Origin of the sequence: Phytobacter ursingii (genome assembly GCF_001022135.1) — a bacterium.
GTDB classification, from domain to species: Bacteria; Pseudomonadota; Gammaproteobacteria; order Enterobacterales; family Enterobacteriaceae; genus Phytobacter; species Phytobacter ursingii.
Map to the genome: position 1 here is coordinate 3,921,943 of NZ_CP011602.1, position 24,213 is coordinate 3,946,155.

Here is a 24,213-nt window from a genome sequence, read left to right on the forward strand (position 1 = left end):
GATGCCGGGTGGCGCTGCGCTTACCCGGCCTACAGAGTGTAGCTAACGTAGGCCGGATAAGGCGCAAGCCGTCATCCGGCTTTATTCATTAACAGGACGGCAGAATGTTTGGTACTTTAGGCCAGGCAAAAAAATATCTCGGTCAGGCGGCGAAGATGCTGATTGGCATCCCGGACTATGACAACTACGTTGAGCATATGAAAACCAACCATCCGGACAAGCCGTACATGACCTACAACGAATTCTTTCGCGAGCGCCAGGAAGCGCGCTACGGCGGAAGTGGCGAAGGCGGCGTACGCTGCTGCTAAAGGAGAGAGCATGACCCCGATTGCCGTTACCCTACTCACCGGCTTTCTCGGCGCAGGTAAAACCACCCTGCTGCGCCACATCCTCAATGAACAGCACGGTTTTAAAATCGCCGTCATCGAAAACGAGTTCGGCGAAGTCTCCGTAGATGACCAGCTGATTGGCGATCGCGCCACGCAAATCAAAACCCTGACCAACGGCTGTATCTGCTGTACCCGCTCCAGCGAACTGGAAGATGCCCTGCTCGACTTGCTCGATAGCCGCGATCGCGGCGATGTCGCCTTTGATCGCCTGGTGATCGAATGCACCGGCATGGCCGATCCGGGGCCGATTATCCAGACCTTCTTTTCCCATGAGATCCTCTGCCAGCGTTATCTGCTGGATGGCGTGATCGCGCTGGTGGATGCCGTGCATGCAGATGAGCAGATGAACCAGTTCACCATCGCCCAGTCGCAGGTGGGTTATGCCGACCGCATTTTGCTGACCAAAACCGATGTCGCCGGTGAAAGCGAAAAACTGCGCGAACGCCTGGGCCGCATCAACGCCCGTGCGCCGATCTATACCGTCACCCACGGTGATATCAACCTTGAGCTGTTGTTTAATACCAACGGCTTTATGCTGGAAGAGAACATCACCGCAAAACCACGTTTCCACTTTATTGCCGACAAGCAGAACGATGTCTCATCCATTGTGGTGGAGCTGGATTATCCGGTCGATATCAGCGCGGTCTCACGGGTCATGGAAAACCTGCTGCTGTCGTTTGCCGACAAGTTATTGCGCTACAAGGGCATGCTGTGGATTGATGGCGAGCCCAACCGCCTGTTATTCCAGGGCGTACAGCGGCTTTACAGTGCCGACTGGGACCGCCCGTGGGGCGACGAGCCGCCGCACAGCACGCTGGTGTTTATCGGCATCCAGTTGCCGGAGCAGGACATCCGCGACGCCTTTGCCGGCCTGAAAGCCTGACGCCACACTATATGAACGCCAGTTTACTGACCTTCGCCAGTAAACTGGCTTTTGCCTGATCAAGCAGATCCGCATTGGTGCGACTCGACAGCGTGTCGCGCGCTTTCAGCCCGAGAAAATAGCTAATCCGCTCCATATTGGCGCCAGATGGATGCGGCAGCCCGGACAATACCCGTACCTCGTCCAGTACACCCCGGCTTACCAGCACATTAACCCCTTCTGTCGCCACTGGTCCCAGCGGAATAAACACCGCTTTTTTCAGCGCCGCCGCTTCCTGCGCGAACCCCTCATCAATGGCCGCTCTTAACAGTGCGGAACGGGAAAAATGCGGCTTACCGTTGTAATTGACGCCCTGCACAAACAGCGGCTGGGTATAGAGCGACGTGCAATGCACCAGCCCGGTATGGTCGGTAAAAAGCTGCGCGCTGGAATCCAGCGACAGCATCTGCGCCAGGCCAATACCATCAAGCAATTTGACCAGGTTATTACGCAGTGGCCCGCTAAACGCCCCGTGTTTTTTCGCTTCACGTAACGCCAGCGCGTCATCGCCGCCGTCACGCAGTATTTTCTGTGCCGTCGTCACCGCGTTATACCACTGCACATACCCAGGCGTTATCCCCACCAGCACCACCAGCGCACGGGTATTTACCGCATCAAAGGGAATGTAGTACTGGGCAAGGTTTCCCTCCTGCGCCAGCAAAAATTCAGCGGGTAACTCACCGGGCGTTTTGTGACCGGAAAAATTGACGATCGCGTCGCGAAAGCGCGACAAATTAGCAGCAATAGCGCTCATGGTTTCTTTTACTCAGGGTCAGTCGAGGGGACATCATACGCCGGACAATGGCCACGTATGATGTCGTTTCAGGCTGTTTGTTATTCGAACAATTCGGCATGGGTCCCTAAATCAGTGAACACGACCACGTGCTTTTCGGACTCAAGCTTATACACCAGCAAATAATCCCCACCGATATGCAGCTCCCTGAAACCTTGCATATTGCCGGTCAACGCATGGTCGTTATATTGCGCAGGAAGCGGGTTACCGGAAAGAACCATGGCCATGATGGCGGCAGTTTCGTTCATATCCCGCCGCCCGGCTTTGTTATAGCGTTCCCAGGCTTTGATAAAAGAGCGGGTGTAATCCGATCGGAATGGCAAGTTAGTCCGTTTGCTTTTTACCATGATTCAGGCTGTCCATAAGCTGTTCTGCACTCTCAAAGCGTCCATGCCGGTGCGTAATAATCTCATCTGCTTCGTGCATTGCGGTTTGCAGACGGACAGTCGGGTTACGGGTTACTTCAAAGGGTAGCCCTTCATGTTTTACGATTTGCTCAGCAAACAAGCGGATAGCCACACTCCAGCTCAGTCCACACTCTTCCAGCACGCTAGCCGCTCGTTCTTTCAGCTCTTTGTCGATACGCGATCGGATAACAGAGTCCATAGGTCCTCCTTCATTATGTGGCTACATTGTAGCCACAAAAAATACCTATGAAAATCTGAAAAACGCCATCCTTAGCGCTCGTTAACGGCTTGCGAAGGCGTTTCCGGCAGCGCGGCGGGGTCTTCCTCAATAGCCTCGGGCTCCTGTATCGCTTCAACGATCATCGCCATTCGTTCGTGCTCGAAGTCGCGGTGAGAAATCTCAAGCTTCGGCAGCTCCTTATTGACCTTCTCGGAGAGTTTGCCAAAGCGCTCCACTCTGCCATACAACCCCTGACTGCCCACCAGCGAGGTCACGGTGGCGTTATATTGGTTGCTGGCGGTGGTTAACGTGCCGCCAAGCTTACTTAAGCGCTCAGCCACCAGGCACACGGTATTGAAGATCTCCCCGGCCCGCTCGCTGATTTCCCGTGCTTCGCTGTTACTACGTTCAATCATCCACAGGTTGGAGACGGTACGCAGAATCGGGATCAGCGTGGTATGGGAAACCAGCACAATCCCTTTACGGTAACCGTATTCAAACAGCCCTTTATTGGTTTTCAGCGCCTCAATATAGGCCGCTTCGATGGGCATAAACATCAGCACAAAACTCGGGCTGCGAATACCCGCCAGGCTGGTGTAATCCTTCGATGCCAGATCGTCGATGTGGCGGCGTACCGCCATGATGTGCTCATCCATCGCGTGCTGCTGCTCTTGTGGCGTTTCGGCCGAACAGGCGCGGTCATAGGCATTAAGCGACACTTTGCTGTCGATAATGATGTGCTTGTTGTCCGGCAGACGGATCAGATAGTCCGTCTGTTTCCGGCGCCCGTTTTCGTCTGTAAAGGCGCTCTGCACCTCGAAATGCTCTTTTTCTACCAGCCCGCTCATCTCCAGCGTCCGGCGTAGCTGTGCCTCGCCCCAGGCGCCGCGCTGTTGGGAATCGCCTTTCAGCGCCGAGGTCAGGTTGGTCGCCTCGGTACTCATTTTCAGACCGACATCGAGCACCTTTTTAATCTCTGCATTCAAATCGGCATTGCCACGAATGGAGGCATCATGGACTTCATTAATCCGTTTCTGGAAGCCTTCAATTTGCTCACGGAACGGCTTAAGCATGTCATCCAGGCTGTTTTTGCTGGTGGTGGTGAAGGTTTTGCCCTTCTCTTCGAAAATCTTATTGGCGATATTTTCAAACTCACGCGACAGCGATTTTTTGGTCTCTTCGAGGCTGGCAAACTGTTCACGGAAATGGTGCTCGCGCTGCTCAAGGGTGGTTTTCAGCTCGGTATAGTCATGGTCGAGCTGGCCCGAGAGACGGCGCTCCTCTTCCAGTTGCGCTTCCGTTCTGGCCAGACGCTGCAAAACCTCATCCGCTCTCCCTTTCAGGTCGCTGATTTGCTGGCGCATAGCGCTAACGTCGATATCCCGCTGGTGCTTTTCGTTGCGCGCCGCTTCGGTTTTGGCTTCCTGCTCGCGCAGCCGTTTTTGGGTTGCCGCCAGTTCGTCTTCCGCCAGCTCATGGTCATGCTCCAGCGCAGCCATTTTGCGGGTAAATGTCTGTTGGGTAAGAAGCCAGCCAAACGCACCGCCCAGCAGGGCGGCAATCACAGCGGCAATTATCGTAAGCGTCATGTCAGCGCATCCTTTATCCATCTTTTCTGCGACTACCATACCCCCGACATACGAAGATGCAATATTTGGTTTTCGCCCGGCCTTTCCCTCTCGCCGCTTTGGGAAAAGGCCGGGATGAGGGGAACCGTCGCCACCGCGCTTCACCTTGAAAACCAAGCGAAACTGCCACTATGCTCTATGCTTAAACCATGAACAAAATCACAGAACTCAAACGCGCTAAACGCCTGGCGCTCTCATTACTGCTGATCGCGGTAGCGACATTCATCGTCACTCTTTTTCTGCCGCCCAACTTCTGGGTCAGCGGGGTGAAGGCCATTGCCGAGGCGGCGATGGTCGGCGCGCTGGCAGACTGGTTCGCCGTGGTGGCGCTGTTTCGCCGCGTCCCCCTGCCCTTTATCTCCCGCCATACGGCGATTATTCCGCGCAATAAAGACCGCATCGGCGACAATCTCGGGCAGTTCGTGCAGGAAAAATTTCTCGACACCCAGTCGCTGGTCGCACTCATTCACCGTCATCAACCCGCGCAGATGATTGGCGTCTGGTTCAGCCAGCCGGATAACGCCCGTCGTGTCGGCCAGCACCTGATGCAGGTCATGAGCGGATTTCTGGAACTGGCGGACGATACACGGATCAAAAACCTGCTTAAACGCGCGGTACACCGGGCGATCGATAAAGTCGATCTCACCGAAACCGGCGCGCTGATGCTGGAGAGCATGACCAAAAACCAGCGCCATCAGGTACTGCTGGATGCCCTGATTGGCCAGATGATCATCCTGCTGCAAAAGGAGAGCAGCCGGGACTTTATCGCCAGCCAGATTGTGCGCTGGCTGAAAACCGAACATCCGCGGAAGGCCAAAATTTTGCCCACCGAATGGCTGGGTGAACAAAGTGCTGTGATGGTCACGCGCGCGGTGAACACGTTGCTGGATGATGTCACCCACGATAGCGCACATCAGATCCGTCGTGCCTTTGATAAGGCCGTACTGAAACTGATCGCCAACCTGAAGACCGACCCGGAGATGGCTGCCAGGGCCGATAATATTAAACGCTATCTGAAAGAAGATGACGCGTTTAACCGCTATCTGGGCGAGATGTGGGGTGACCTGCGCGACTGGATGAAGACCGATATGCAGGCCGATGATTCGCGTATTAAACAGCGCATCACCGAAGCCGGACTCTGGTTTGGCGAAACGCTACTGGCGGACGGCGCACTGCGCACCTCGCTTAATGAACACCTGGAGCAGGCGGCTCACAGCGTCGCACCGGATTTTGCCGAGTTTCTGACCCGCCATATCAGCGATACCGTGAAAAGTTGGGATGCCCGTGACATGTCGCACCAGATCGAGCTGAACATTGGCAAAGATCTGCAATTTATCCGCATCAACGGCACGCTGGTGGGCGGATCGATTGGCCTTGTGCTCTACCTGCTCTCGCAGATCCCCGCCCTGCTTTCCCTGTCCACAGGTTAAAAAAGCGGCAAAAATCACGTCGACATATAAATTATCTGCTCGCACAATAGAGGCGTGCGGTAAGAAACGCCGTAAAAGGAGAGTGTTATGTCATGGAAGCCTGCTTTTTTTGCCCGTTACGCCGGGGTCTTTATCTTCCCGATGGCCCTGGTGCTCTATGATTTTGCCGCCTACCTCACCACCGACATGATCCAGCCGGGCATCATTCAGGTGGTGCGCGATTTTGACGGCGATGTCAGCCTCGCACCGCTCTCTGTTAGCCTGTACATGGCAGGCGGCATGGCGCTGCAATGGGCGTTAGGCCCCCTTTCTGACAGAATTGGGCGTCGCCCGGTGCTGCTGACCGGGGCGCTGATCTTTACCCTTGCCTGTCTTGCCACCCTGTTCACCACCACCTTTGAGCAGTTCCTGGCGGCGCGCTTTATTCAGGGCACCAGTATCTGTTTTATCTCAACGGTCGGATACGTCACCATCCAGGAAGCCTTTGAACCCACTCAAGCCATCAAACTGATGTCACTTATCACCTCGGCGGTGCTGCTGGCCCCGGTGATTGGGCCGCTGGGTGGCGCGGCGTTAATGCATTTTGTCCACTGGAAGGTCATTTTCGCGGTGATCGCCGCCCTTGGTTTTATGGCCTGGCTTGGGCTGATGCTGGCCATGCCGGAAACCGTTAAAAGGCAGGAGACACCGCTACGGGTAATGAGCGTGGTAGAGGATTTTTGCGCGGTATTCCGCAACCGCGTTTTCCTTAACGGTGCCGCCACGCTTGCGCTTTATTATATTCCGCTCATGAGCTGGGTGGCCGTCTCCCCGGTGATTCTGATCGACGCGGGCGGCATGACCACCGCGGAATTTGCCTGGGCGCAGATCCCGGTATTTGGAGCGCTGATCGCCGCCAATATCGTGGTGATGCGCGTTGTGGACGATCCGACCGACCCACGCTATATCCGTCGTACCGTGCCCATCCAACTGGTCGGGCTGGTGACGTTGCTTGCCGGGAATCTGCTCTTTCCGCACCTCTGGTTCTGGTCGGTGGCCGGCACCAGCATCTATTGCTTTGGCATCGGGCTGATTTTCTCGACCCTGTACCGTTTTACGCTGTTTTCTAATAACTTACCGAAAGGTACCGTGTCGGCGTCGCTCAACATCGTGGTGCTCACTACCGTGGCGCTATTAATCGAAGTCGCGCGCTGGCTGTGGTTCTCTGGCGGCGGGCGTATTCCGTTTCATCTGTTGGCGCTGGTCACCGGTTGCCTGGCCATACTCTGCCTGACCCGTCTGGTACGTCGGGTGCAGCAGTACCACACCTCTGAATGCCGCTAATCTCGCGGCAGATCAACAAAACCATACATTCATAATGGTTATAATCCTTCCTTCGGCGGCAGCAGACCGCCTCGTTTTTTAGGATCTCCCGTGTGACGGGGAAGGAAAAAACATGTCTCTTATTACAGAACTTCCGCAAATCTTTGAGCAATTCTCCGACGCCCGCCAGAAAGGTTTTCTCACCGTGATGGAACTGAAAGAACGCGGAATTCCGCTGGTCGGCACCTACTGTACTTGTATGCCGCAGGAAATCGCGATGGCCGCCGGGGCCGTTGTGGTGTCGCTGTGCTCCACCAACGACGAAACCATTGAAGAAGCGGAAAAAGATCTGCCGCGTAACCTCTGCCCGCTGATAAAAAGCAGCTACGGTTTCGGTAAAACCGACAAATGCCCGTACTTCTATTTCTCTGACCTGGTGGTGGGTGAAACCACCTGCGACGGCAAGAAAAAAATGTACGAATACATGGCGGATTTCAAAGCCGTCCATGTGATGCAGCTACCCAACAGCGCAACGGATGCCGCCTCCCGTGCGCTGTGGAAATCGGAAATCCTGCGCCTGCAACAGCACATCGAGGAACGCTTTGGTCAGCCTATCAGTGAAGCCGCCCTGCGCGAGGCCATCGTGCTGAAAAACCGCGAACGTCAGGCGACAGCGGATTTCTACCGTCTGGGGCAGCTTAACCCACCCGCGCTGAGCGGAGCAGACATCCTGAAAGTGGTGTACGGCGCGACCTTCCGTTTCGATAAAAACGCATTGATCAGTGAACTCAATGAGATGACTGTCCGCGTGAAATCCGAGTGGGAACAGGGCAAGCGGCTGGAGTCACGTCCGCGCATCTTGATCACCGGCTGCCCGATTGGCGGCGCGGCCGAAAAAGTGGTGCGCGCCATTGAAGAGAACGGCGGCTGGGTGGTGGGCTATGAAAACTGCACCGGCGCGAAAGCCACCGAACGCAATGTGGCGGAAGAGGGTGATGTGTATGACGCGCTGACCGACAAATATCTGGCGATTGGCTGCTCCTGTATTTCGCCAAATACCGAACGCCTGCGTTTGCTAAGCCAGATGGTGGAAGAGTACCAGGCCGATGGGGTGGTGGACGTGATTTTGCAGGCCTGCCATACCTATGCGGTGGAATCGCTAGCCATCAAACGTCACATACGCCAGCAGCACAACATTCCTTATATGGCGATTGAGACGGACTACTCCACCGCCGATATCGGGCAGCTCAGCACCCGCGTCGCCGCGTTTATTGAAATGCTGTAAGGAGCCAGGGTGACGTTCACGATAGGTATTGATTCCGGTTCGACCACCACCAAAGGAATATTGCTGGAAGGGAACGCCATTGTCCGGCGTTTCCTCTGCCCCACCTCGTTTCGCCCGGCAGACAGCATTCATGATGCCTGGCAGACACTGCGGGCTGGTCTGCAAGAAACGCCCTTCCTGACCCTCACCGGATACGGGCGACAGCTGGTGGATTTTGCCGATAAGCAGGTGACGGAGATTTCCTGTCACGGCCTGGGGGCGCGCCTGCTGTTGCCGGAGGCACGTACGGTGATTGATATCGGTGGCCAGGACAGCAAAGTTATCCAGCTCGATGAACAGGGCAATCTCACCGATTTTCTGATGAACGACAAATGCGCCGCCGGGACGGGGCGCTTTCTGGAAGTGATTTCCCGCACCCTGGGCACCACGGTGGAGGCGCTGGACGGTATTACTGACGGCATCACCCCACATCCGCTGACCAGCATGTGCACCGTGTTCGCCGAATCAGAAGTGATCAGCCTGCGCTCGGCAGGTGTGGCCCCGGAGGCCATTCTGGCTGGGGTGATTAACGCCATGGCGCGGCGCAGCGGGCACTTTATTTCGCGTCTCACTACACAAGGACCGCTGCTGTTTACCGGCGGCGTCAGCCACTGCGCCCGTTTCCGGGCCATGTTGAGTGAACACCTGAACATGGCGGTGCATACCCATGACGATGCTCAGTACGCCGGGGCGATTGGCGCGGCGCTGATTGGCCAGCGCCAGAGGGCACGCTGATGGTAGAGTTTCTGTTTTTATTTCACTCCACCGTCGGCGTGGTGCAGACCCGCAAGCTGTTGCAGGCCGCCGGTGTACCGTTTCGCGTGGCGGATATCCCCCGCACCCTGCGTGGCGGCTGCGGGTTATGCATTCGTCTGCAATGCCCACCCGGCGCCGAACAACAGTGGGTGCTGCCCGGCGCAACGCAGGCGGTTTACCGCTGCGAGGGAGAAGCGTTTGAACAGGTGGCCGTGTATTAGTCGTACCGGGAAAATGGCACCGTGCGGCCTGATGCCCTCACCCCAACCCTCTCCCACGGGGAGAGGGAGAAAAGCTTGCCATCATCCGGGATTTTCCCCGATGGCGCTGCGCTTACCTGGAGCGGGTTTGGTAGCCCGGATAAGGTGCTTGCGCCGCCATCCGGGAAAATGGCGCCGTGCGGCCTGATGCCCTCGCCCACAGGGCTGAGGAATCCCCAGTAATATTACGTTTTACAGCGATAACACTGCGCCGTAAGAATACAAAAGTCACAGCGATGACAGGGTCCGGCTGAAAATCGATGAGGCGTTGACGGCTGACCGGGGCCGCCCGCAGGGATGCGGGCGGAGGGGATAGCCTGCAAGGACGCAGGCTGGTCCCCGACCCGAAAGTCAGACGACATAAGCATCATGGACCGCGCCAGCGGCGATTTTCCTGGCCGGGAGCCCGGGTCGCCAGGGTGGTGGCGGGAACCACCCTGGCACGTTCACGGGTTCTGACGTGACAGAGAAGCAATGAGCATGAAGTGAACGGAATGACCACCAGAGCCACATTGTCCCCCTCACCCTGGCCCTCTCCCACGGGGAGAGGGAACCGATCGTGCTCGCATTTTTTGTGGGGATCCTTCAGACCACGGGGAGAGGGGGAAAAGCGTGCCGCCATCCGGGACCGCTTTACCACTAACCTCTGCTATGATGCCCTTTTTCTCGAGCCTGGAAGCCCAATGAGCAAAATCGATCTCAGCCACAGTGAACGCGAGATGCTACGCGAGAAACTGCAACGCTACTGCGCCGACAACTTCGACCTCGAACTGGAACAATTCGACGCCGAATTCTTTGTCGATTTCGTGATTGAAAACATCGGCCCGACGCTGTTTAACGCCGGGATCGACGAAGCCATCCGCACCCACGCCGCGTACAGTGAACGCATTCAGGAAGAGATGGATCTGAAAAAGATCTACTGATCGTCAATCACAAACCGCGTCGCTTCAAAGCGGTTTAAGATCAGGTGCACCAGAAACACCATTGTCAGCGTGCCCAGTAAAGCAACCGTCACCGACACAATGCGATACAGATCGCTGAACACCAGGTCGGTGTCCGGGTGCAGGTTCTGCCCAAACATAATGCCAATCGTGGTTACGCTGGAAAAGCCAACGCCCGCACCCACCTTTTCCATCACATGTAGCCGCGCGCTAAACGCCAGCCCAAGACCAATCAGCGGCATCATCAGCAACATATGGCTGCTGTGATTGTAGAGAATCAGCTGCACCAGCAGGATATACAGACAGGCGAGAACCACCCCTACCACACGCCATAGCGAACTCATCACCGCGCCGCGATAGTGCATCGGGAACAGGATCAGGATCCCCGCCATCAGCGCCGACAGCGAATCACTGAGATCGCTTATCTGGAAGACAACAAAGATCATCGTCGCCACGGTGCCAGAAAGCAGGGATTCATGCCGCACACGGGCATCGCTTTTTTCGATCCGCGGCGGCGGATTGCGCGGTGTTACATCCGGGATCAGATAATGCATCAGCGCGCTGAGCGCCACCGCCATTACGCTGGCTTCGATGTTCGAAAAGATTAGCGTATGCCAGTCGCTGGTCGGGTAGCTCATAAAGTTGAGCATCGTGCTCTGACACACCACCCCGGCGGAACCAAACAGGAACAGCGGCCCCTTGCTCATAAAACGAAAACGCATCACATACAGGCCGAATACTACCAGCGTCATGATGAGCGGCCATTTCGACAAATAGCCGATGATCAATACCATTTCGACGCAGTTCAGCACCGCACTAAAAATAAATTGCTTCGCCACATGGCCATTAAACACGGGTACCAGTGACAGCAACATCACCGGGTAAACTACGTAAAAGACGCCGTAGCTGGTGTTGTAAAAGCTGGAGATGCTCAGCGCGAGCATCCCGGCAAATACGATACGCAACGTCTGGCGAAAATCATTGGCGGTATAGACAATGTTGCCGTGCGGCGTAAAGACGCGCGCCAGGGTATTAATAGACATAGTGCAGCCAGCTGACGAGATGGATTTGCAGCCCTGAGAAGAAACGGGCAAACAGCCCTTCGCTGTTATACAACTGCACGGTGGCGCGCGCGCCGGTCGGCAGGGACGTCGGCAGCGTCTCGTCCAGCGCCACGTGAATACGCATGCGCTGCGCGTCACGCACCCAGCGGTTGGAGGTTTCCGGTTGCGACAACTCGCCGTTAACCGCTTCTTGCCCGGCTAACACGCCCGCATCGCTGCTGGTAACATGGGCGCGAAACACATGGCCCGGTAACGCATCAAACACCACCGCAGCATCCGTACCGGCGTGAGTGTGACGCAAGCTTTTCTCGCGGAAATCCGCCACGATATCGGCGCTATCATGCACCAGCGCCAGGGTGGCGCTCCCGGCTGCGGCATAATAGCCGGGGCTCAGTTGCAGGTTACTCACCTTCCCCCCTACCTCGGCACGCACCTGCGTCCAGCCAAGGTTGAGCTGCGCCTGCTCCAGGCTGTTTTGATATTTTTGCAACGTCACATTGCGGCTGTCATTGCGCTCACCGCGCTCAATCGTCAGGGCGTGAATGGTCGCGTTGAGGTTATTCACCGCCTGTACGCTGCTCTGCCAGGTGGTGCGCACTTTATCCAGGTCGGATTGCGAGACGTTTTGCATCGCTCCCAGACGTTGATAGCGGTCAAAGGTCACTTTGTCATTTTGCGCGGTGAGCTGTGCGGTTTTGAGGTTCGCTTCGGCTGCCGCAATCTGCGCGTCCAGCTGTTGATTGGTGAGTCGCGCCTGTGCCAGGGCGATTTGCGCGGCTTCCACCTGGTTGTTAAACGGCGTGGCATCGAGCTCGTAAAGCACGTCGCCCTTCTTCACCACGCTGTTGTTCTGGACATAAACGTTCGCGACATAGCCGGACACGCGCGACGATACCGGAGTCACCACGCGCATCACGGTGGCGTCCGGCGTCAGCGGGATCCAGATATCGGCAACGATAAAGTAGACAAACATCAGCAGGAAAGAGGCAATACTCACCCTTACCCAGCGGGCAAACTTTTGTTCTGGCGTCATCATGGTTTATTGAGTCTTGTTATCTTCTTCGCGGATATTCCGCAAATTGCAGGCGATCTGATTCAATGTGGCGCTGAAAATCTCCATATTCTCAGCTGGGATGTTTTGCGCCGCACGTTCCTGACAGGCCTCAATCACAATGGTGATTTTTTCTAGCATGGCATGGCCTTCCGGCGTAAGCGCCAGCAGACGGATACGCTTGTCATAGGGCGATGTGGTGCGCGCAAGCAACCCCTGGTTTTCAAGCTGCGTGAGGGTACGCATTAACGGCGGCAGTTCAATGCCCTGCACTTCCGCCAGCTCACTGACTGAGACGTTATCGCCCAACTGGCTAAGCTGCATCAGCACCGTCCAGCCGGACTGCGTGAGGCCAGTATCGGCAAGCGCATGATCAATAGTGGCGCGCCACTGGCGCACAATCATCGCCATGCGCATTCCCAGCGGCCTGCGGGCAAACAGTTCGTCTTCTGTCATGTGAGGTTCCTCATTAAGCCGTGAGGAGGATAATAGTTATCATGATAAGTATCAAGAAACGGAGGTAAGAAAAGCATGAAATGGAAAAATTTTATCAGAATATTTTCTTCGCTCACGCTTAGTGGAGTACAGGTGAATACTTTTTAATTATCCTGAGCCCGGCTTAGCTATTCGTCGCTTATTCGCAGCAATATTGTGGGGATATTCCCACGAGGCCACTACTTTTTGATTACCCGCCTCAGAGAAAAAATATAACTATATGTTTTTATTTATATTGTTAAAACCCAAACTCTATCTCTTCGACTTGTTAAAAGCTTTATCTTTACGTAGCCGGGCCTGAACAATAAAGATTCACAAAATGCTTTTCTTTAACATACAGACTGACCTGCTCCCCGTTGATTAATACACCGCGATGTTAGTAATGTCTTCATAAGCCACATGAGGACATCCCCATGAAGAAGCGTTTTTCCGACGAACAGATCATCTGTATTCTCCGCGAGGCCGAAGCCGGCGTTTCTGCCCGTGAGCTCTGCCGTAAGCACGCCATTTCCGACGCCACCTTTTACACCTGGCGTAAGAAGTATGGCGGTATGGAGGTGCCTGAGGTTAAGCGCCTGAAGTCTCTTGAGGAAGAGAACGCCAGACTCAAGAAGCTGCTTGCTGAAGCCATGCTGGATAAGGAGGCGCTTCAGGTGGCTCTTGGGCTAAAGTACTGACGACAGACCAGAAGCGGGAAGCCGTGGAAGTCATGTGCGAGGCTAAGGGTCTGTCGCAACGTCGTGCCTGCAGGCTGGCAGGTCTGTCCCTGTCAACCTGCCGATATTCGGCTCAGCGTCCGCCTGCTGACGCGCAGCTGTCTCTACGCATCACAGAGCTGGCACTTGAACGCCGCCGTTTTGGTTACCGGCGTATCTGGCAGCTTCTGCGACGTGAAGGTCTTTGCGTTAACCACAAGCGGGTTTACCGCATCTATCAACTTAATGGCCTGAGTGTAAAACGCAGACGACGTCGTAAAGGGCTGGCAACAGAACGTCTGCCGCTGCTCCGCCCGATGGCGCCCAATCTGACCTGGTCAATGGATTTCGTCATGGACGCACTGGCCACAGGTCGCAGGATCAAGTGCCTGACCTGCGTGGATGATTTCACAAAGGAATGCCTGACGGTCACTGTTGCCTTCGGGATTTCAGGCGTGCAGGTCACGCGTATTCTGGACAGCATTGCGCTGTTTCGCGGCTATCCGGCTACGATAAGAACCGATCAGGGCCCGGAGTTTACCTGCCGCGCACTCGATCAGTGGGCTTTTGAGCATGGTGTGGAGCTGCGACTTATCCAGCCCGGCAAGCCAACGCAGAACGGATTTATTGAGAGTTTTAACGGACGCTTTCGTGATGAATGCCTGAATGAGTACTGGTTCAGCGATATTGTTCACGCCAGGAAGATCATTAATGACTGGCGACTGGATTATAACGAGTGTCGACCACATTCATCACTGAATTACCTGACGCCGGCTGAATTTGCAGCGGGCTGGCGAAACGGGAAATATGAAGAAAAACCAACCGACATTACTAACTGAAGGTTGTATCTAACTCTGGGGGCAGGTCAAGACTGGCTAAAACTTACAGCAAGACTCATTTTTTATCGCCTACATATGCTGGTTTCTTAATCTGTATAGCGGCAATCAAGAATTGAGCATGACTCGTTATCAACATCTGGTCTGGGTGCTGGCAGAACGAATCGAACAAGGACTTTATCCCCCTGGAGAAAAAATGTCCTCATTACACAGGCTTTGCCAGGCACAAGCACCGTTCAGTAGGCCTATCAAGCGCTGCTATCGACGTGTAAACCTGACAACATCATCGCCGTCGAGTCGCCTTCTTGTTATGGCACCAACGTTTCCTCGCCCCATTTGGCGGCCTCTAACTTTATCCGCGAAGGCCACTACCACCGCCACGTCTGACGGATGCGGCAGATCTACCAGCGCAACATGGAGATCTACACCTGCTGGCTGCGCGAGTTTTTCCACTGCGGGATCTGCGTAACCCGCCCGACCGGCGGCTTTATGCTGTGGGTGGAATTACCTGAGCAGGTAGATATGGTGTGCGTGGTGAAGCAACTGTACCGGATGAAGATCCAAGTCACGCCGGGTTCGCTGTTTTCAGCTTCAGGGAATTATCGGAACTGCTTAAGGAACAACTGCGCGCTGCCGCCGATCGAGAAGCACCGCGAGGTGACGGTGCAGCTGGGGGTGGCGATGAAGTGGGCGGTAAAATGAACATATATTATGTTCGCCCACGCGAAATTATGCCAGTTATTATCAATAAACACTTAAAAATCAATAGTATTTAAGATACATTACGAAAGACACAGGTGAGTTCTTTAGGATTAGGTCGCCAAATATGATCGAAACCACTTGATAGTAATATTTCGACCTTATGCCCAGGCATTTCTATTAATAGATAACGATCATGGCAACCTAGATATTTTTGTTGAGTAGTGATCTGAACACTCCAATCAGGACATACACTTTTGACAAAATCATTTGTAATCTCTTTACTATTTAGTAGAACATTTAATTTCGCGGGTGTATCTGCATATTCAATAATTAGATTACCTCTTGGAAGAATAGAATAAAAAAGGCTTTTGTTATGATCCCAGTTTGTTGCAAAGTAATTATCACAAATTGTTACTTTCCATGCATCACGGCATAATATTTCTAGGTACTTTTTCAAATCATCTCGAGATGCATTAGCTTCAATATTTATGGCAATATGGTTATTGATTAATCCATCCTTATAGTGAACATAAGGCAACTTCTTTGATGGGTCATCAGTTAAAATAACTTTCAATGCTGATTTTGAAGCTAATGTAAGAAGATCATCATCCTTTTCACCCTCATTTAATAGCTGAGGTAATACTCTTTCATAAGTTGCATTATTGAGGCCTAATTGTTTAGCTGCTTCCCATTGTTTTTTATTTGTGGAATACGGAAACGTAATCTTTTTTAAGATTCTTTTATACTTTTTAGAACCCGTATGATTTAAATACTCCACTAGCAATGGCGTTTCAAGAACTATATTCCCTAGCATTTATCTCATCTCCATCAATTCAGCTAATGTAGCATCGAAAAATCCTTTCGGGAATGATGCTTTATTATGGCTAAGATCGGTAAAATCACCATTATCATCAATAAGCAATGAAACAAAAGATTCATCTACGTTAGGCTTATAATGAACCACAACATCAGTAGAGGATATTGCATCATCATAAATTTGATAAGCGATGCGATTGATTAAATGCTCACAATGAGTTTCAACAATAACTTGAATCCCTTTACTTGCAATAAATGTCAGGAATATAGCCAAATGAGCTTGAGCCTTAGGATGTAACTGAATCTCAGGATTTTCCAATAAAATTAGATCTCCTTTTTTCGCCATAAGACAGATAATAAGCACCTTAGCAATATAGCTCATTCCGGCACCTAAATTTAATGGCGATACACTCCCCTCCAATTCTCTAATTGCTAAATGCAACTTTAACTTGATCTCCTACTTTTTCAGTGACCAGTTCTGAACTCGTTCCAGTAATTAATTTCAACCAGTATGAAACCTGATATGCCAATGTTTTCGACTCGGCGGTTTTAACCAGATAATCTGGAACTGGATTATTTTTCATTTTATCGAAAGTTGAAAACAAATGTTCCCCAGCCCCGCCAACCCGACGTTCAGCTACAGGAAGAAACTCTTGTGCACCTAATCTATTAGCATTTAAATAAAGTAATTCAGGCTCAATTCCAATCACGCGAGGTTCATATTGATATCCTAAGTGACTATCAGTATCTGTGTATTCTGCATTCAAGACTAGATTGTGTTTTGTATTATTAGAATCCTGAACACTTATACGTATGGATTTCGCATTAACTTTTTTATTTCTAATTGATGAAAAATCAGCCAAAAATCTAATAACATCTTCCATGCTATATTGGTTTACTGAAGCACTATGCTTAATGATTAACATCAACGCCTGTAAAACACTAGATTTACCAGACGAATTGGTACCTGTTAATATTGTCAATGGTGATAAAGGCAGTTCCGTAGAGTCCAGGCTTTTGAAACCATTGATACTAATTTGTGTAAGCATCTTTAATCCTCTTTATCATTTCCCGAGCAAAATCAAATCGAATTTTCACATATTCCGTAGTATCTATAGACCCAGAAAAAACACCTAACGCATCAAAATTACTCTTATATTCTTCTATAAATCCTAGTAGATCCGAATTATGTGGTAAAAAATTCAAATCAATCTGACTGAAAACCATAACTAATACTTCAAACAAGCCCATATTAACTGGCCGTCTCTTCCCCCCCGATTTTGAAGAGAATCGAAAAGCCTCAGAACCTAAAGTTTTATAAATATTAGTCATACCGGTTATGCAAGCATATTCAACTTCATCAATTAAAGCATCACTTGCTTTTGCATTAATAAACTTCATAGCCGATGCGAGAAAAGCATCAATATCAGAACGAAATTCGACCCCAGGCAATTGCTCTGTAATCAATAAATAAAAAGCAACGAATCGAAGGATCAGATATCGATCCCTCATTCGCTCAGATTTTACACCGCCTCCGGTTGCCAACTTAAATGACTCATGTTCAGCTAAATTTTGAATTAAAAGAGTTGCAATCCCCTGATACAAGGCATGACGCATTTCTTGTTTATTCAAATTAATGCCACCACGATTCACTCGCTCAAAAATATTAAACTTCACATATTCCGGCGTCGGCGGTTGAATTACATAAGAGTGTAATTGACAATCCTCAAGCTTAGCCTGCAATAATGGAGGTATATCAGTAAAATGTTTCCCTCTCAAGTCAGGTAACATTGAAAGATCTGTTAACGCGAATTCATTATTAATATAGCGTTTAAGTGCAGAAATTCGCTGTTTTCCATCAATTATTTGTCGGACACCATTTTCGTCTTCGAAAAGATAAATTAACGGTATAGGAATCCCCATCAAAATAGATTCGATGAGTTCTGACTGGTGCTTTCGGTCCCACACAATCTTACGTTGGAAATCAGGAGCAAGCACTAATTGCCCGCGAGCTTCACGGCGCAATAATTCAAAAACACTAGATTGTTCTTTCGCAATTCGAACTTCCGTATCAGTCCCCATCTGATGCGGATGTGACGTTAACTCGAGTTCTTCTTGCCCTTCGAGTTCAATAATGTCGTTTTCTACATCATCCACATCACGCATGTTGAGGTCACCTTTCATATTTCTGTTCGCATCACTATGTTGCAGGAGAAGTACTCTAAATCTAATAATCCAGAGCAATTACCGTGCCTAATTATACCCTAAGTTTGACTTCAACCGCGACTATAGCAGCATCATTATGCGAGTCATTTTCCATAACTTGAAGCTCATATACTGCCCGTGGTCATAGCCAGCCCACTGATTTTATGTACAATCGTAATGGTCCTGATTAAATCGAGAGCACCCAATGGCTGACCTGAACCTGAGTACCCTGACGGAAGCAGATATCATCACCAAATGCGTTATACCCGCCATCCTCGATGCTGGCTGGAACGACACAACGCAAATCAGACAAGAAGTCAAACTCCGGGACGGCAAAGTCATCGTGCGCGGTAAGGTTGCGGCGCGTAGAACGGTGAAATCCGCCGATATCGTGCTGTATCACAAGCCGGGCATTCCGCTGGCGGTGATTGAAGCCAAAGCCAACAAACATGAAATCGGCAAAGGGATGCAGCAGGGTATCGAGTACGCGCGCCTGCTGGACGTACCTTTCGTCTTCGCCACCAACGGCGACGGTTTTATTTTCCGCGATGCCACGGCAGCAGAAGGTGAACTGCTCGAAAAAAGTATTACCCTGGATGAGTTTCCATCGCCAGATGAACTCTGGCATAAGCTCTGCGTCTGGAAAGGCTACACCGCAGCTCAGCTTCCGGTGATTACCCAGGACTACTACGACGACGGCAGCGGCAAAGCACCGCGTTATTACCAGCTACAGGCCATCAACAAAACTATTGAGGCCGTCTCTGCCGGGCAAAATCGCGCCCTGTTGGTGATGGCTACCGGGACGGGGAAAACCTACACCGCCTTTCAGATTATCTGGCGCTTATGGAAAGCAAAAAGTAAGAAGCGGATCCTGTTCCTTGCCGATCGCAATATTCTGGTCGACCAGACCAAAAACAACGATTTTCATCCTTTCGGTTCGGCAATGACCAAAGTCAGCGGTCGCACTATCGACCCGGCGTATGAAATCCATCTTGCGCTGTATCAGGCCATCACCGGCCCGGAAGAAGATCAAAAAGCCTTTAAACAGGTGGCGCCGGATTTCTTTGACCTGATTGTGATCGACGAATGCCATCGCGGCAGCGCCTCGGAAGACAGCGCGTGGCGCGAAATCCTCGACTACTTCAGCGCCGCCACACAGATTGGCTTAACCGCCACGCCAAAAGAGACCCATGAAGTCTCCAGCACCGATTACTTCGGCGACCCGGTATATATCTACTCGCTGAAAGAAGGTATCGAAGACGGCTTCCTTGCCCCTTATAAAGTGGTGCGTGTCGACATTGATGTTGACCTGCAGGGCTGGCGACCAACGAAAGGTCAGGTGGATAAAAACGGTGAGTTGATCGACGACCGTATCTACAACCAGAAAGACTTTGACCGCACGATGGTGATCGATGAACGCACCGAACTGGTGGCGAAAACCATTACCGATTACCTTAAACGCACTAACCCGATGGATAAAACCATCGTCTTCTGTAACGACATCGATCACGCGGAGCGGATGCGCCGCGCGCTGGTCAATCTCAACCCGGAACAGGTTAAGAAGAACGACAAGTACGTGATGAAAATCACCGGTGATGACGAGATTGGAAAAGCTCAACTGGATAACTTTATTAACCCCAGGAAGGACTACCCGGTTATCGCCACCACCTCCGAGCTGATGACCACCGGTGTGGACGCCAAAACCTGCAAACTGGTGGTGCTGGACCAAAACATTCAGTCGATGACCAAATTCAAGCAGATCATCGGCCGCGGTACCCGCATTGATGAACGCTACGACAAGCTGTGGTTCACCATCCTTGATTTTAAAAAAGCCACCGAGCTGTTCGCCGACGAACGCTTCGACGGTATTCCGGAAAAGGTGATGGACACCACGCCGGACGATATCGCTAATCCCGATTCCGATTTTGAGAAAGAGTTTGAAGAAGAGACAGAGGAAGAAGCGGCTCAAACCGATTCAGAAGACAATGTCACCGGGGCAAATGAAGATCCTGCACCTTACACATCTGGCAAACCAGGCGACGATATAGGCCCTGTTCCTCCCGGCGAGGAAAACAAAGTGCGCAAGTTCCACGTCAACGGCGTGGCCGTCGGCGTGATCGCCCAGCGCGTGCAGTATTACGACGCCGACGGCAAGCTGGTCACCGAATCCTTCAAAGACTACACCCGCAAAACTCTGCTCAAAGAGTACGCCTCGCTGGATGATTTCACCCGCAAATGGCAGGACGCCGAGCGCAAACAGGCCATCATCAAAGAGCTGGAGCAGCAGGGGATTATCTGGGAAGTGCTGGCGGAAGAGGTCGGTAAAGAGCTCGACCCGTTCGACATGCTGTGCCACGTGGTGTATGGTCAGCCGCCGTTAACCCGCAAAGAGCGGGCGGAGAACGTGCGTAAGCGCAACTACTTCACCAAATACTCCGACGCCGCGCAGGCGGTACTGAATACGCTGCTGGATAAATATGCCGACGCGGGCGTGCAGGAAATAGAGAGTATTCAGGTGCTGAAGCTCAAGCCGTTCGACAGCATGGGTACGCTGCCGGAGATCATTAAAAGCGGATTCGGCGACCGTAACGGGTATAATCAGGCCATCAGCGAGCTGGAAAGCGAAATCTACCACTTACCGCCCCGCTCCGCGTAACCACTCCCCTTTTGCGCCTTCTGCTGCCACCGCGTAGCAGAGGGCCTTATTGTTAATGAAGCATGGAACACATCATGTCAATCAGCTCAGTTATCAAATCCTTACAGGACATTATGCGCAAAGACGCCGGTGTGGACGGCGATGCGCAGCGCCTCGGCCAGCTCTCCTGGCTGCTGTTTCTGAAAATCTTTGACGCACAGGAAGAGGCGCTGGAACTGGAACAGGATAACTATCAGTACCCGATCCCGCAGCGCTACCTGTGGCGCACCTGGGCGGCGAACGCCGAGGGCATTACCGGCGATTCCCTGCTGGAGTTCGTCAACGACGATCTGTTCCCGGCGCTGAAAAACCTCACCGCACCGATTGATAAGAACCCGCGCGGCTTTGTGGTCAGACAGGCGTTCAGCGATGCCTATAACTACATGAAAAACGGCACCCTGCTGCGTCAGGTGATCAACAAGCTCAACGAAATCGACTTCACCAGCGCCAGCGAACGCCACCTGTTCGGCGACATTTACGAACAGATCCTCAAAGATCTGCAATCGGCGGGCAATGCCGGCGAGTTTTATACCCCACGCGCCGTCACCCGCTTTATGGTCGATCGCGTCGATCCGAAACTCGGCGAGTCGATTATGGACCCGGCCTGCGGCACCGGCGGCTTCCTCGCCTGCGCGTTCGATCACGTAAAAACCAAATACGTGAAAAGCGTGGCCGATCACCAGACGCTGCAACAGCAGATCCACGGCGTGGAGAAAAAGCAGCTCCCGCACCTGCTGGCGACCACCAATATGCTGCTGCACGGCATTGAAGTGCCGGTGCAAATTCGTCACGACAACACCCTCAATAAACCGCTGTCGTCGTGGGATGAACAGCTGGATGTCATCGTCACCAACCCGCCGTTCGGCGGCACCGAAGAAGACGGCATTGAGAAGAACTTCCCGGCAGAGATGCAGACCCGCGAAACGGCGGATCTGTTCCTGCAACTGATTATTGAAGTGCTGGCGAAAAACGGCCGCGCGGCGGTGGTGCTGCCGGACGGCACGCTGTTTGGCGAAGGCGTGAAAACCAAGATCAAAAAGCTGCTCACCGAGGAGTGCAACCTGCACACCATCGTGCGTCTGCCGAACGGCGTGTTTAACCCGTACACCGGGATCAAAACCAACCTGCTGTTCTTTACCAAAGGCCAGCCGACCAAAGAGATCTGGTTCTACGAGCACCCGTACCCGGCGGGTGTGAAAAACTACAGCAAAACCAAACCGATGAAGTTTGAAGAGTTCCAGGCCGAGATCGACTGGTGGGGCAACGAGGCCGACGGCTTCGCCAGCCGCGTCGAGAACGAGCAGGCGTGGAAGGTCAGCATCGACGAGGTGATTGCCCGCAACTTTAACCTCGATATCAAAAACCCACACCAGGCGGAAACCGTCAGCCACGATCCGGATGAACTGCTGGCGCAGTACGCCAAGCAGCAGCAGGAGATCCAGACCCTGCGCCACCAGCTGCGCGATATCCTCGGCGCGGCGCTCTCCGGTAAGGAGACCAACTGATGGCGGTGGAAAAACTGATTGTCGACCATATCGATGCCTGGACCACGGCGCTGCAAACCCGCTCCACGGCAGGGCGCGGCAGCTCGGGCAAGATCGATCTGTACGGCATTAAGAAGCTGCGCGAGCTGATCCTGGAGCTGGCGGTGCGCGGCAAGCTGGTGCCGCAGGATCCGAACGACGAACCGGCGTCTGAACTGCTGAAACGCATTGCGGCGGAAAAGGCCGAGCTGGTGAAGCAGGGGAAGATTAAAAAACAGAAGCCGCTGCCGGAGATTAGCGAGGAGGAGAAGCCGTTTGAGCTGCCGGCGGGGTGGGAGTGGGTACGGTTTGGTAGCATCTATGAAATGGAATATGGTAATAATTTACCTCAAGAAAAAAGAGCTAATTCTGGCGAATATAATGTATATGGCTCCAATGGAATTGTAGGCACACACAACGAAGCATGCATTAAATCACCATGTATTGTTATTGGCAGAAAAGGTTCAGCAGGGGCATTAAACCTCTCAGATCAGGCTGCCTGCTGGGTGACAGATGTTGCTTATAGTACGATCCCTCCAAGTGCGATGGATCTAGAGTTTGTCTTTATACAATTTCATACCTTAGGCCTCGATACTTTGGGAAAAGGAATTAAGCCCGGCTTAAATCGTAACGATGCTTATAATTTAACAATAGCGATTCCACCTCAAAGCGAACAGAAAGCCATCGTATCAAAAGTAAATGAATTGATGACTTTATGCGATCAACTGGAACTGCACTCCCTGACCAGTCTGGATGCCCATCAACAACTGGTTGAAACCCTGTTAACCACGCTAACCGACAGCCAGAATGCCGATGAACTGGCCGAAAACTGGGCGCGTATCAGCAAGCATTTCGACACGCTGTTTACCACCGAAGCTAGCATTGACGCCTTAAAACAGACCATTCTGCAACTGGCGGTGATGGGCAAACTGGTGCCACAGGATCCGAACGACGAACCGGCCTCTGAACTGCTTAACCGTATTGCGCAGGAAAAAACGCAACTGGTGAAAGACGGGAAAATGAAAAAGCAAAAACCGTTGCCACCGATTAGCGATGAGGAAAAACCGTTTGAACTGCCGAGTGGGTGGCAATGGTGTAAATTTGGTTTAATCTCTGAGTTTATTAACGGAGATCGGGGAAGCAACTATCCTAATAAAAATGAATACGTTGTTCACGGAATCCCTTGGATAAATACAGGTCACATAGAGAAAAATGGGACTCTATCCATAACAGATATGAATTTCATTACTGAGAAAAAATTTAATGAGTTAAGAAGTGGTAAAATTCAAAGCGGAGATTTAGTTTATTGTTTGCGCGGAGCTACATTCGGTAAAACAGCATTCGTAAAACCATATGAATCTGGTGCTATCGCATCGTCTCTAATGATCATTCGACCGTTTATTAGAGAAATGGGAGAACATATATATAATTATTTAATCAGTCCATTTGGACGCTCGCAAATTTTTCGTTTTGATAATGGTTCAGCGCAGCCTAATCTATCTGCTAATAGTGTGATGCTTTATGCTTTTGCATGCCCACCATTACAAGAACAATTTAGAATTCATAAAAAAATAACTGAGCTATTTCATATATGCGATAATTTGAAATTACAAATTCAATCCGCCCAACAAACCCAGCTCCACCTGGCCGACGCCCTCACCGACGCCGCCATCAATTAACCAGCCCCAGAAACCAATAAAGCGGCTAAATAGCCGCTTTATTCCCATCACCAGAAATAATCCTTCCCTTTATTCCTGCC

At 52.0% G+C, this 24,213-nt stretch carries 23 protein-coding genes and 1 pseudogene; 13 read left to right on the forward strand and 11 right to left on the reverse strand.

Going from position 1 to position 24,213, the window contains the following annotated elements; all coding sequences use genetic code 11:
- Window positions 1-104: 104 nt before the first annotated feature.
- Together AB182_RS22000 and yjiA are read left to right on the forward strand one after the other, a co-directional pair.
- On the forward strand, window positions 105-308 hold the full coding sequence (locus AB182_RS22000) for a YbdD/YjiX family protein (RefSeq protein WP_047371956.1): 204 nt from the start codon (window positions 105-107) through the stop codon (window positions 306-308).
- Between the two features lie 10 nt (window positions 309-318).
- Window positions 319-1,272 (forward strand): GTPase, encoded by a 954-nt coding sequence (gene yjiA / locus AB182_RS22005; RefSeq protein ID WP_047371957.1) that lies wholly within the window; start codon window positions 319-321, stop codon window positions 1,270-1,272.
- A 7-nt stretch (window positions 1,273-1,279) separates the two neighbouring features.
- Here the strand turns inward: yjiA and AB182_RS22010 are convergent, their stop codons facing one another.
- The 4 genes from AB182_RS22010 to rmuC all read right to left on the reverse strand — a co-directional run bounded on the left by AB182_RS22010 (window position 1,280) and on the right by rmuC (window position 4,320).
- On the reverse strand, window positions 1,280-2,065 hold the full coding sequence (locus tag AB182_RS22010) for a hypothetical protein (protein WP_052958897.1): 786 nt from the start codon (window positions 2,063-2,065) through the stop codon (window positions 1,280-1,282).
- An 80-nt stretch (window positions 2,066-2,145) separates the two neighbouring features.
- Window positions 2,146-2,451 carry a type II toxin-antitoxin system RelE/ParE family toxin gene (locus AB182_RS22015; protein ID WP_047371958.1) on the reverse strand — a complete coding sequence of 102 codons (306 nt, stop codon included), beginning with the start codon at window positions 2,449-2,451 and terminating at the stop codon, window positions 2,146-2,148.
- Window positions 2,429-2,710: a type II toxin-antitoxin system RelB/DinJ family antitoxin gene (locus AB182_RS22020; protein WP_047371959.1), complete on the reverse strand. Its 282-nt coding sequence runs from the start codon at window positions 2,708-2,710 to the stop codon at window positions 2,429-2,431. Before AB182_RS22020 ends, AB182_RS22015 begins: the two co-directional genes overlap by 23 nt.
- Window positions 2,711-2,781: 71 nt before the next feature.
- Window positions 2,782-4,320: a DNA recombination protein RmuC gene (rmuC, locus tag AB182_RS22025; RefSeq protein ID WP_052958899.1), complete on the reverse strand. Its 1,539-nt coding sequence runs from the start codon at window positions 4,318-4,320 to the stop codon at window positions 2,782-2,784.
- A gap of 188 nt (window positions 4,321-4,508) precedes the next feature.
- Between rmuC and AB182_RS22030 the strand changes: the two genes are divergently transcribed.
- From AB182_RS22030 to AB182_RS22055, 6 genes are all read left to right on the forward strand, one after another.
- The gene (locus tag AB182_RS22030) at window positions 4,509-5,789 is read left to right on the forward strand and encodes a DUF445 domain-containing protein (protein ID WP_047371960.1); all 1,281 of its coding nucleotides are present in this window, start codon (window positions 4,509-4,511) and stop codon (window positions 5,787-5,789) included.
- Window positions 5,790-5,876: 87 nt separating this feature from the next.
- The gene (locus AB182_RS22035; protein ID WP_047371961.1) at window positions 5,877-7,112 is read left to right on the forward strand and encodes a multidrug efflux MFS transporter MdtM; all 1,236 of its coding nucleotides are present in this window, start codon (window positions 5,877-5,879) and stop codon (window positions 7,110-7,112) included.
- Between the two features lie 112 nt (window positions 7,113-7,224).
- Window positions 7,225-8,376: a double-cubane-cluster-containing anaerobic reductase gene (locus AB182_RS22040; protein WP_047371962.1), complete on the forward strand. Its 1,152-nt coding sequence runs from the start codon at window positions 7,225-7,227 to the stop codon at window positions 8,374-8,376.
- Window positions 8,377-8,385: 9 nt separating this feature from the next.
- Window positions 8,386-9,150 carry a putative 2-hydroxyacyl-CoA dehydratase activator YjiL gene (gene yjiL, locus AB182_RS22045; protein WP_047371963.1) on the forward strand — a complete coding sequence of 255 codons (765 nt, stop codon included), beginning with the start codon at window positions 8,386-8,388 and terminating at the stop codon, window positions 9,148-9,150.
- The gene (locus tag AB182_RS22050) at window positions 9,150-9,392 is read left to right on the forward strand and encodes a DUF3343 domain-containing protein (protein ID WP_047371964.1); all 243 of its coding nucleotides are present in this window, start codon (window positions 9,150-9,152) and stop codon (window positions 9,390-9,392) included. Before yjiL ends, AB182_RS22050 begins: the two co-directional genes overlap by 1 nt.
- Before the next feature lie 722 nt (window positions 9,393-10,114).
- Window positions 10,115-10,354: a DUF2164 domain-containing protein gene (locus tag AB182_RS22055; RefSeq protein WP_047371965.1), complete on the forward strand. Its 240-nt coding sequence runs from the start codon at window positions 10,115-10,117 to the stop codon at window positions 10,352-10,354.
- Here the strand turns inward: AB182_RS22055 and AB182_RS22060 are convergent.
- Genes AB182_RS22060 through AB182_RS22070 form a run of 3 tightly spaced genes read right to left on the reverse strand, consistent with a single transcriptional unit; the run spans window position 10,348 to window position 12,943 of the window.
- Window positions 10,348-11,415: a DUF2955 domain-containing protein gene (locus tag AB182_RS22060; RefSeq protein ID WP_047371966.1), complete on the reverse strand. Its 1,068-nt coding sequence runs from the start codon at window positions 11,413-11,415 to the stop codon at window positions 10,348-10,350. The two genes, AB182_RS22055 and AB182_RS22060, sit on opposite strands and share 7 nt — an antisense overlap.
- Window positions 11,405-12,472 (reverse strand): HlyD family secretion protein, encoded by a 1,068-nt coding sequence (locus AB182_RS22065; protein ID WP_047371967.1) that lies wholly within the window; start codon window positions 12,470-12,472, stop codon window positions 11,405-11,407. Before AB182_RS22065 ends, AB182_RS22060 begins: the two co-directional genes overlap by 11 nt.
- 3 nt (window positions 12,473-12,475) lie before the next feature.
- A complete protein-coding gene (locus AB182_RS22070) occupies window positions 12,476-12,943 on the reverse strand; it encodes a MarR family transcriptional regulator (RefSeq protein WP_047371968.1) in 468 nt (155 codons plus the stop codon).
- A 452-nt stretch (window positions 12,944-13,395) separates the two neighbouring features.
- Here AB182_RS22070 and AB182_RS22080 point away from each other — a divergent pair.
- Window positions 13,396-14,516, forward strand: a protein-coding gene (locus tag AB182_RS22080) for an IS3-like element ISKpn34 family transposase (protein ID WP_120773466.1) whose coding sequence is annotated in 2 segments (ribosomal slippage) — window positions 13,396-13,648 and window positions 13,648-14,516 — 1,122 coding nt in all. Because the reading frame shifts where the segments join, the coding sequence is not laid out codon by codon here.
- Window positions 14,517-14,825: 309 nt separating this feature from the next.
- A pseudogene (locus AB182_RS22085) lies at window positions 14,826-15,215 on the forward strand (aminotransferase class I/II-fold pyridoxal phosphate-dependent enzyme); the annotation flags it as partial.
- 70 nt (window positions 15,216-15,285) lie between these two features.
- On the opposite strand, the gene AB182_RS22090 reads toward AB182_RS22085, so the two are convergent.
- The 4 genes from AB182_RS22090 to AB182_RS22100 are packed head-to-tail and all read right to left on the reverse strand — an operon-like array spanning window position 15,286 to window position 18,197.
- Window positions 15,286-16,029 carry a hypothetical protein gene (locus AB182_RS22090; RefSeq protein ID WP_047371970.1) on the reverse strand — a complete coding sequence of 248 codons (744 nt, stop codon included), beginning with the start codon at window positions 16,027-16,029 and terminating at the stop codon, window positions 15,286-15,288.
- Complete coding sequence (locus AB182_RS31565) at window positions 16,030-16,413, reverse strand: AAA family ATPase (protein WP_052958901.1); 384 nt, start codon at window positions 16,411-16,413, stop codon at window positions 16,030-16,032.
- Between the two features lie 43 nt (window positions 16,414-16,456).
- On the reverse strand, window positions 16,457-17,080 hold the full coding sequence (locus AB182_RS31570) for an AAA family ATPase (RefSeq protein WP_052958903.1): 624 nt from the start codon (window positions 17,078-17,080) through the stop codon (window positions 16,457-16,459).
- The gene (locus AB182_RS22100) at window positions 17,064-18,197 is read right to left on the reverse strand and encodes a DUF262 domain-containing protein (RefSeq protein WP_047371971.1); all 1,134 of its coding nucleotides are present in this window, start codon (window positions 18,195-18,197) and stop codon (window positions 17,064-17,066) included. The genes AB182_RS31570 and AB182_RS22100 overlap by 17 nt, the downstream gene beginning before the upstream one ends.
- 244 nt (window positions 18,198-18,441) lie before the next feature.
- On the opposite strand from AB182_RS22100, the gene hsdR reads away from it, so the two are divergent.
- From hsdR to AB182_RS22115, 3 genes are all read left to right on the forward strand, one after another.
- Window positions 18,442-20,892 (forward strand): EcoAI/FtnUII family type I restriction enzme subunit R, encoded by a 2,451-nt coding sequence (gene hsdR, locus AB182_RS22105; protein WP_047371972.1) that lies wholly within the window; start codon window positions 18,442-18,444, stop codon window positions 20,890-20,892.
- 74 nt (window positions 20,893-20,966) lie between these two features.
- Entirely contained in the window at window positions 20,967-22,436 is a 1,470-nt protein-coding gene (locus tag AB182_RS22110) for a type I restriction-modification system subunit M (RefSeq protein ID WP_047371973.1), read from the forward strand.
- Complete coding sequence (locus tag AB182_RS22115; RefSeq protein ID WP_047371974.1) at window positions 22,436-24,133, forward strand: restriction endonuclease subunit S; 1,698 nt, start codon at window positions 22,436-22,438, stop codon at window positions 24,131-24,133. The genes AB182_RS22110 and AB182_RS22115 overlap by 1 nt, the downstream gene beginning before the upstream one ends.
- Window positions 24,134-24,213 lie beyond the last annotated feature (80 nt).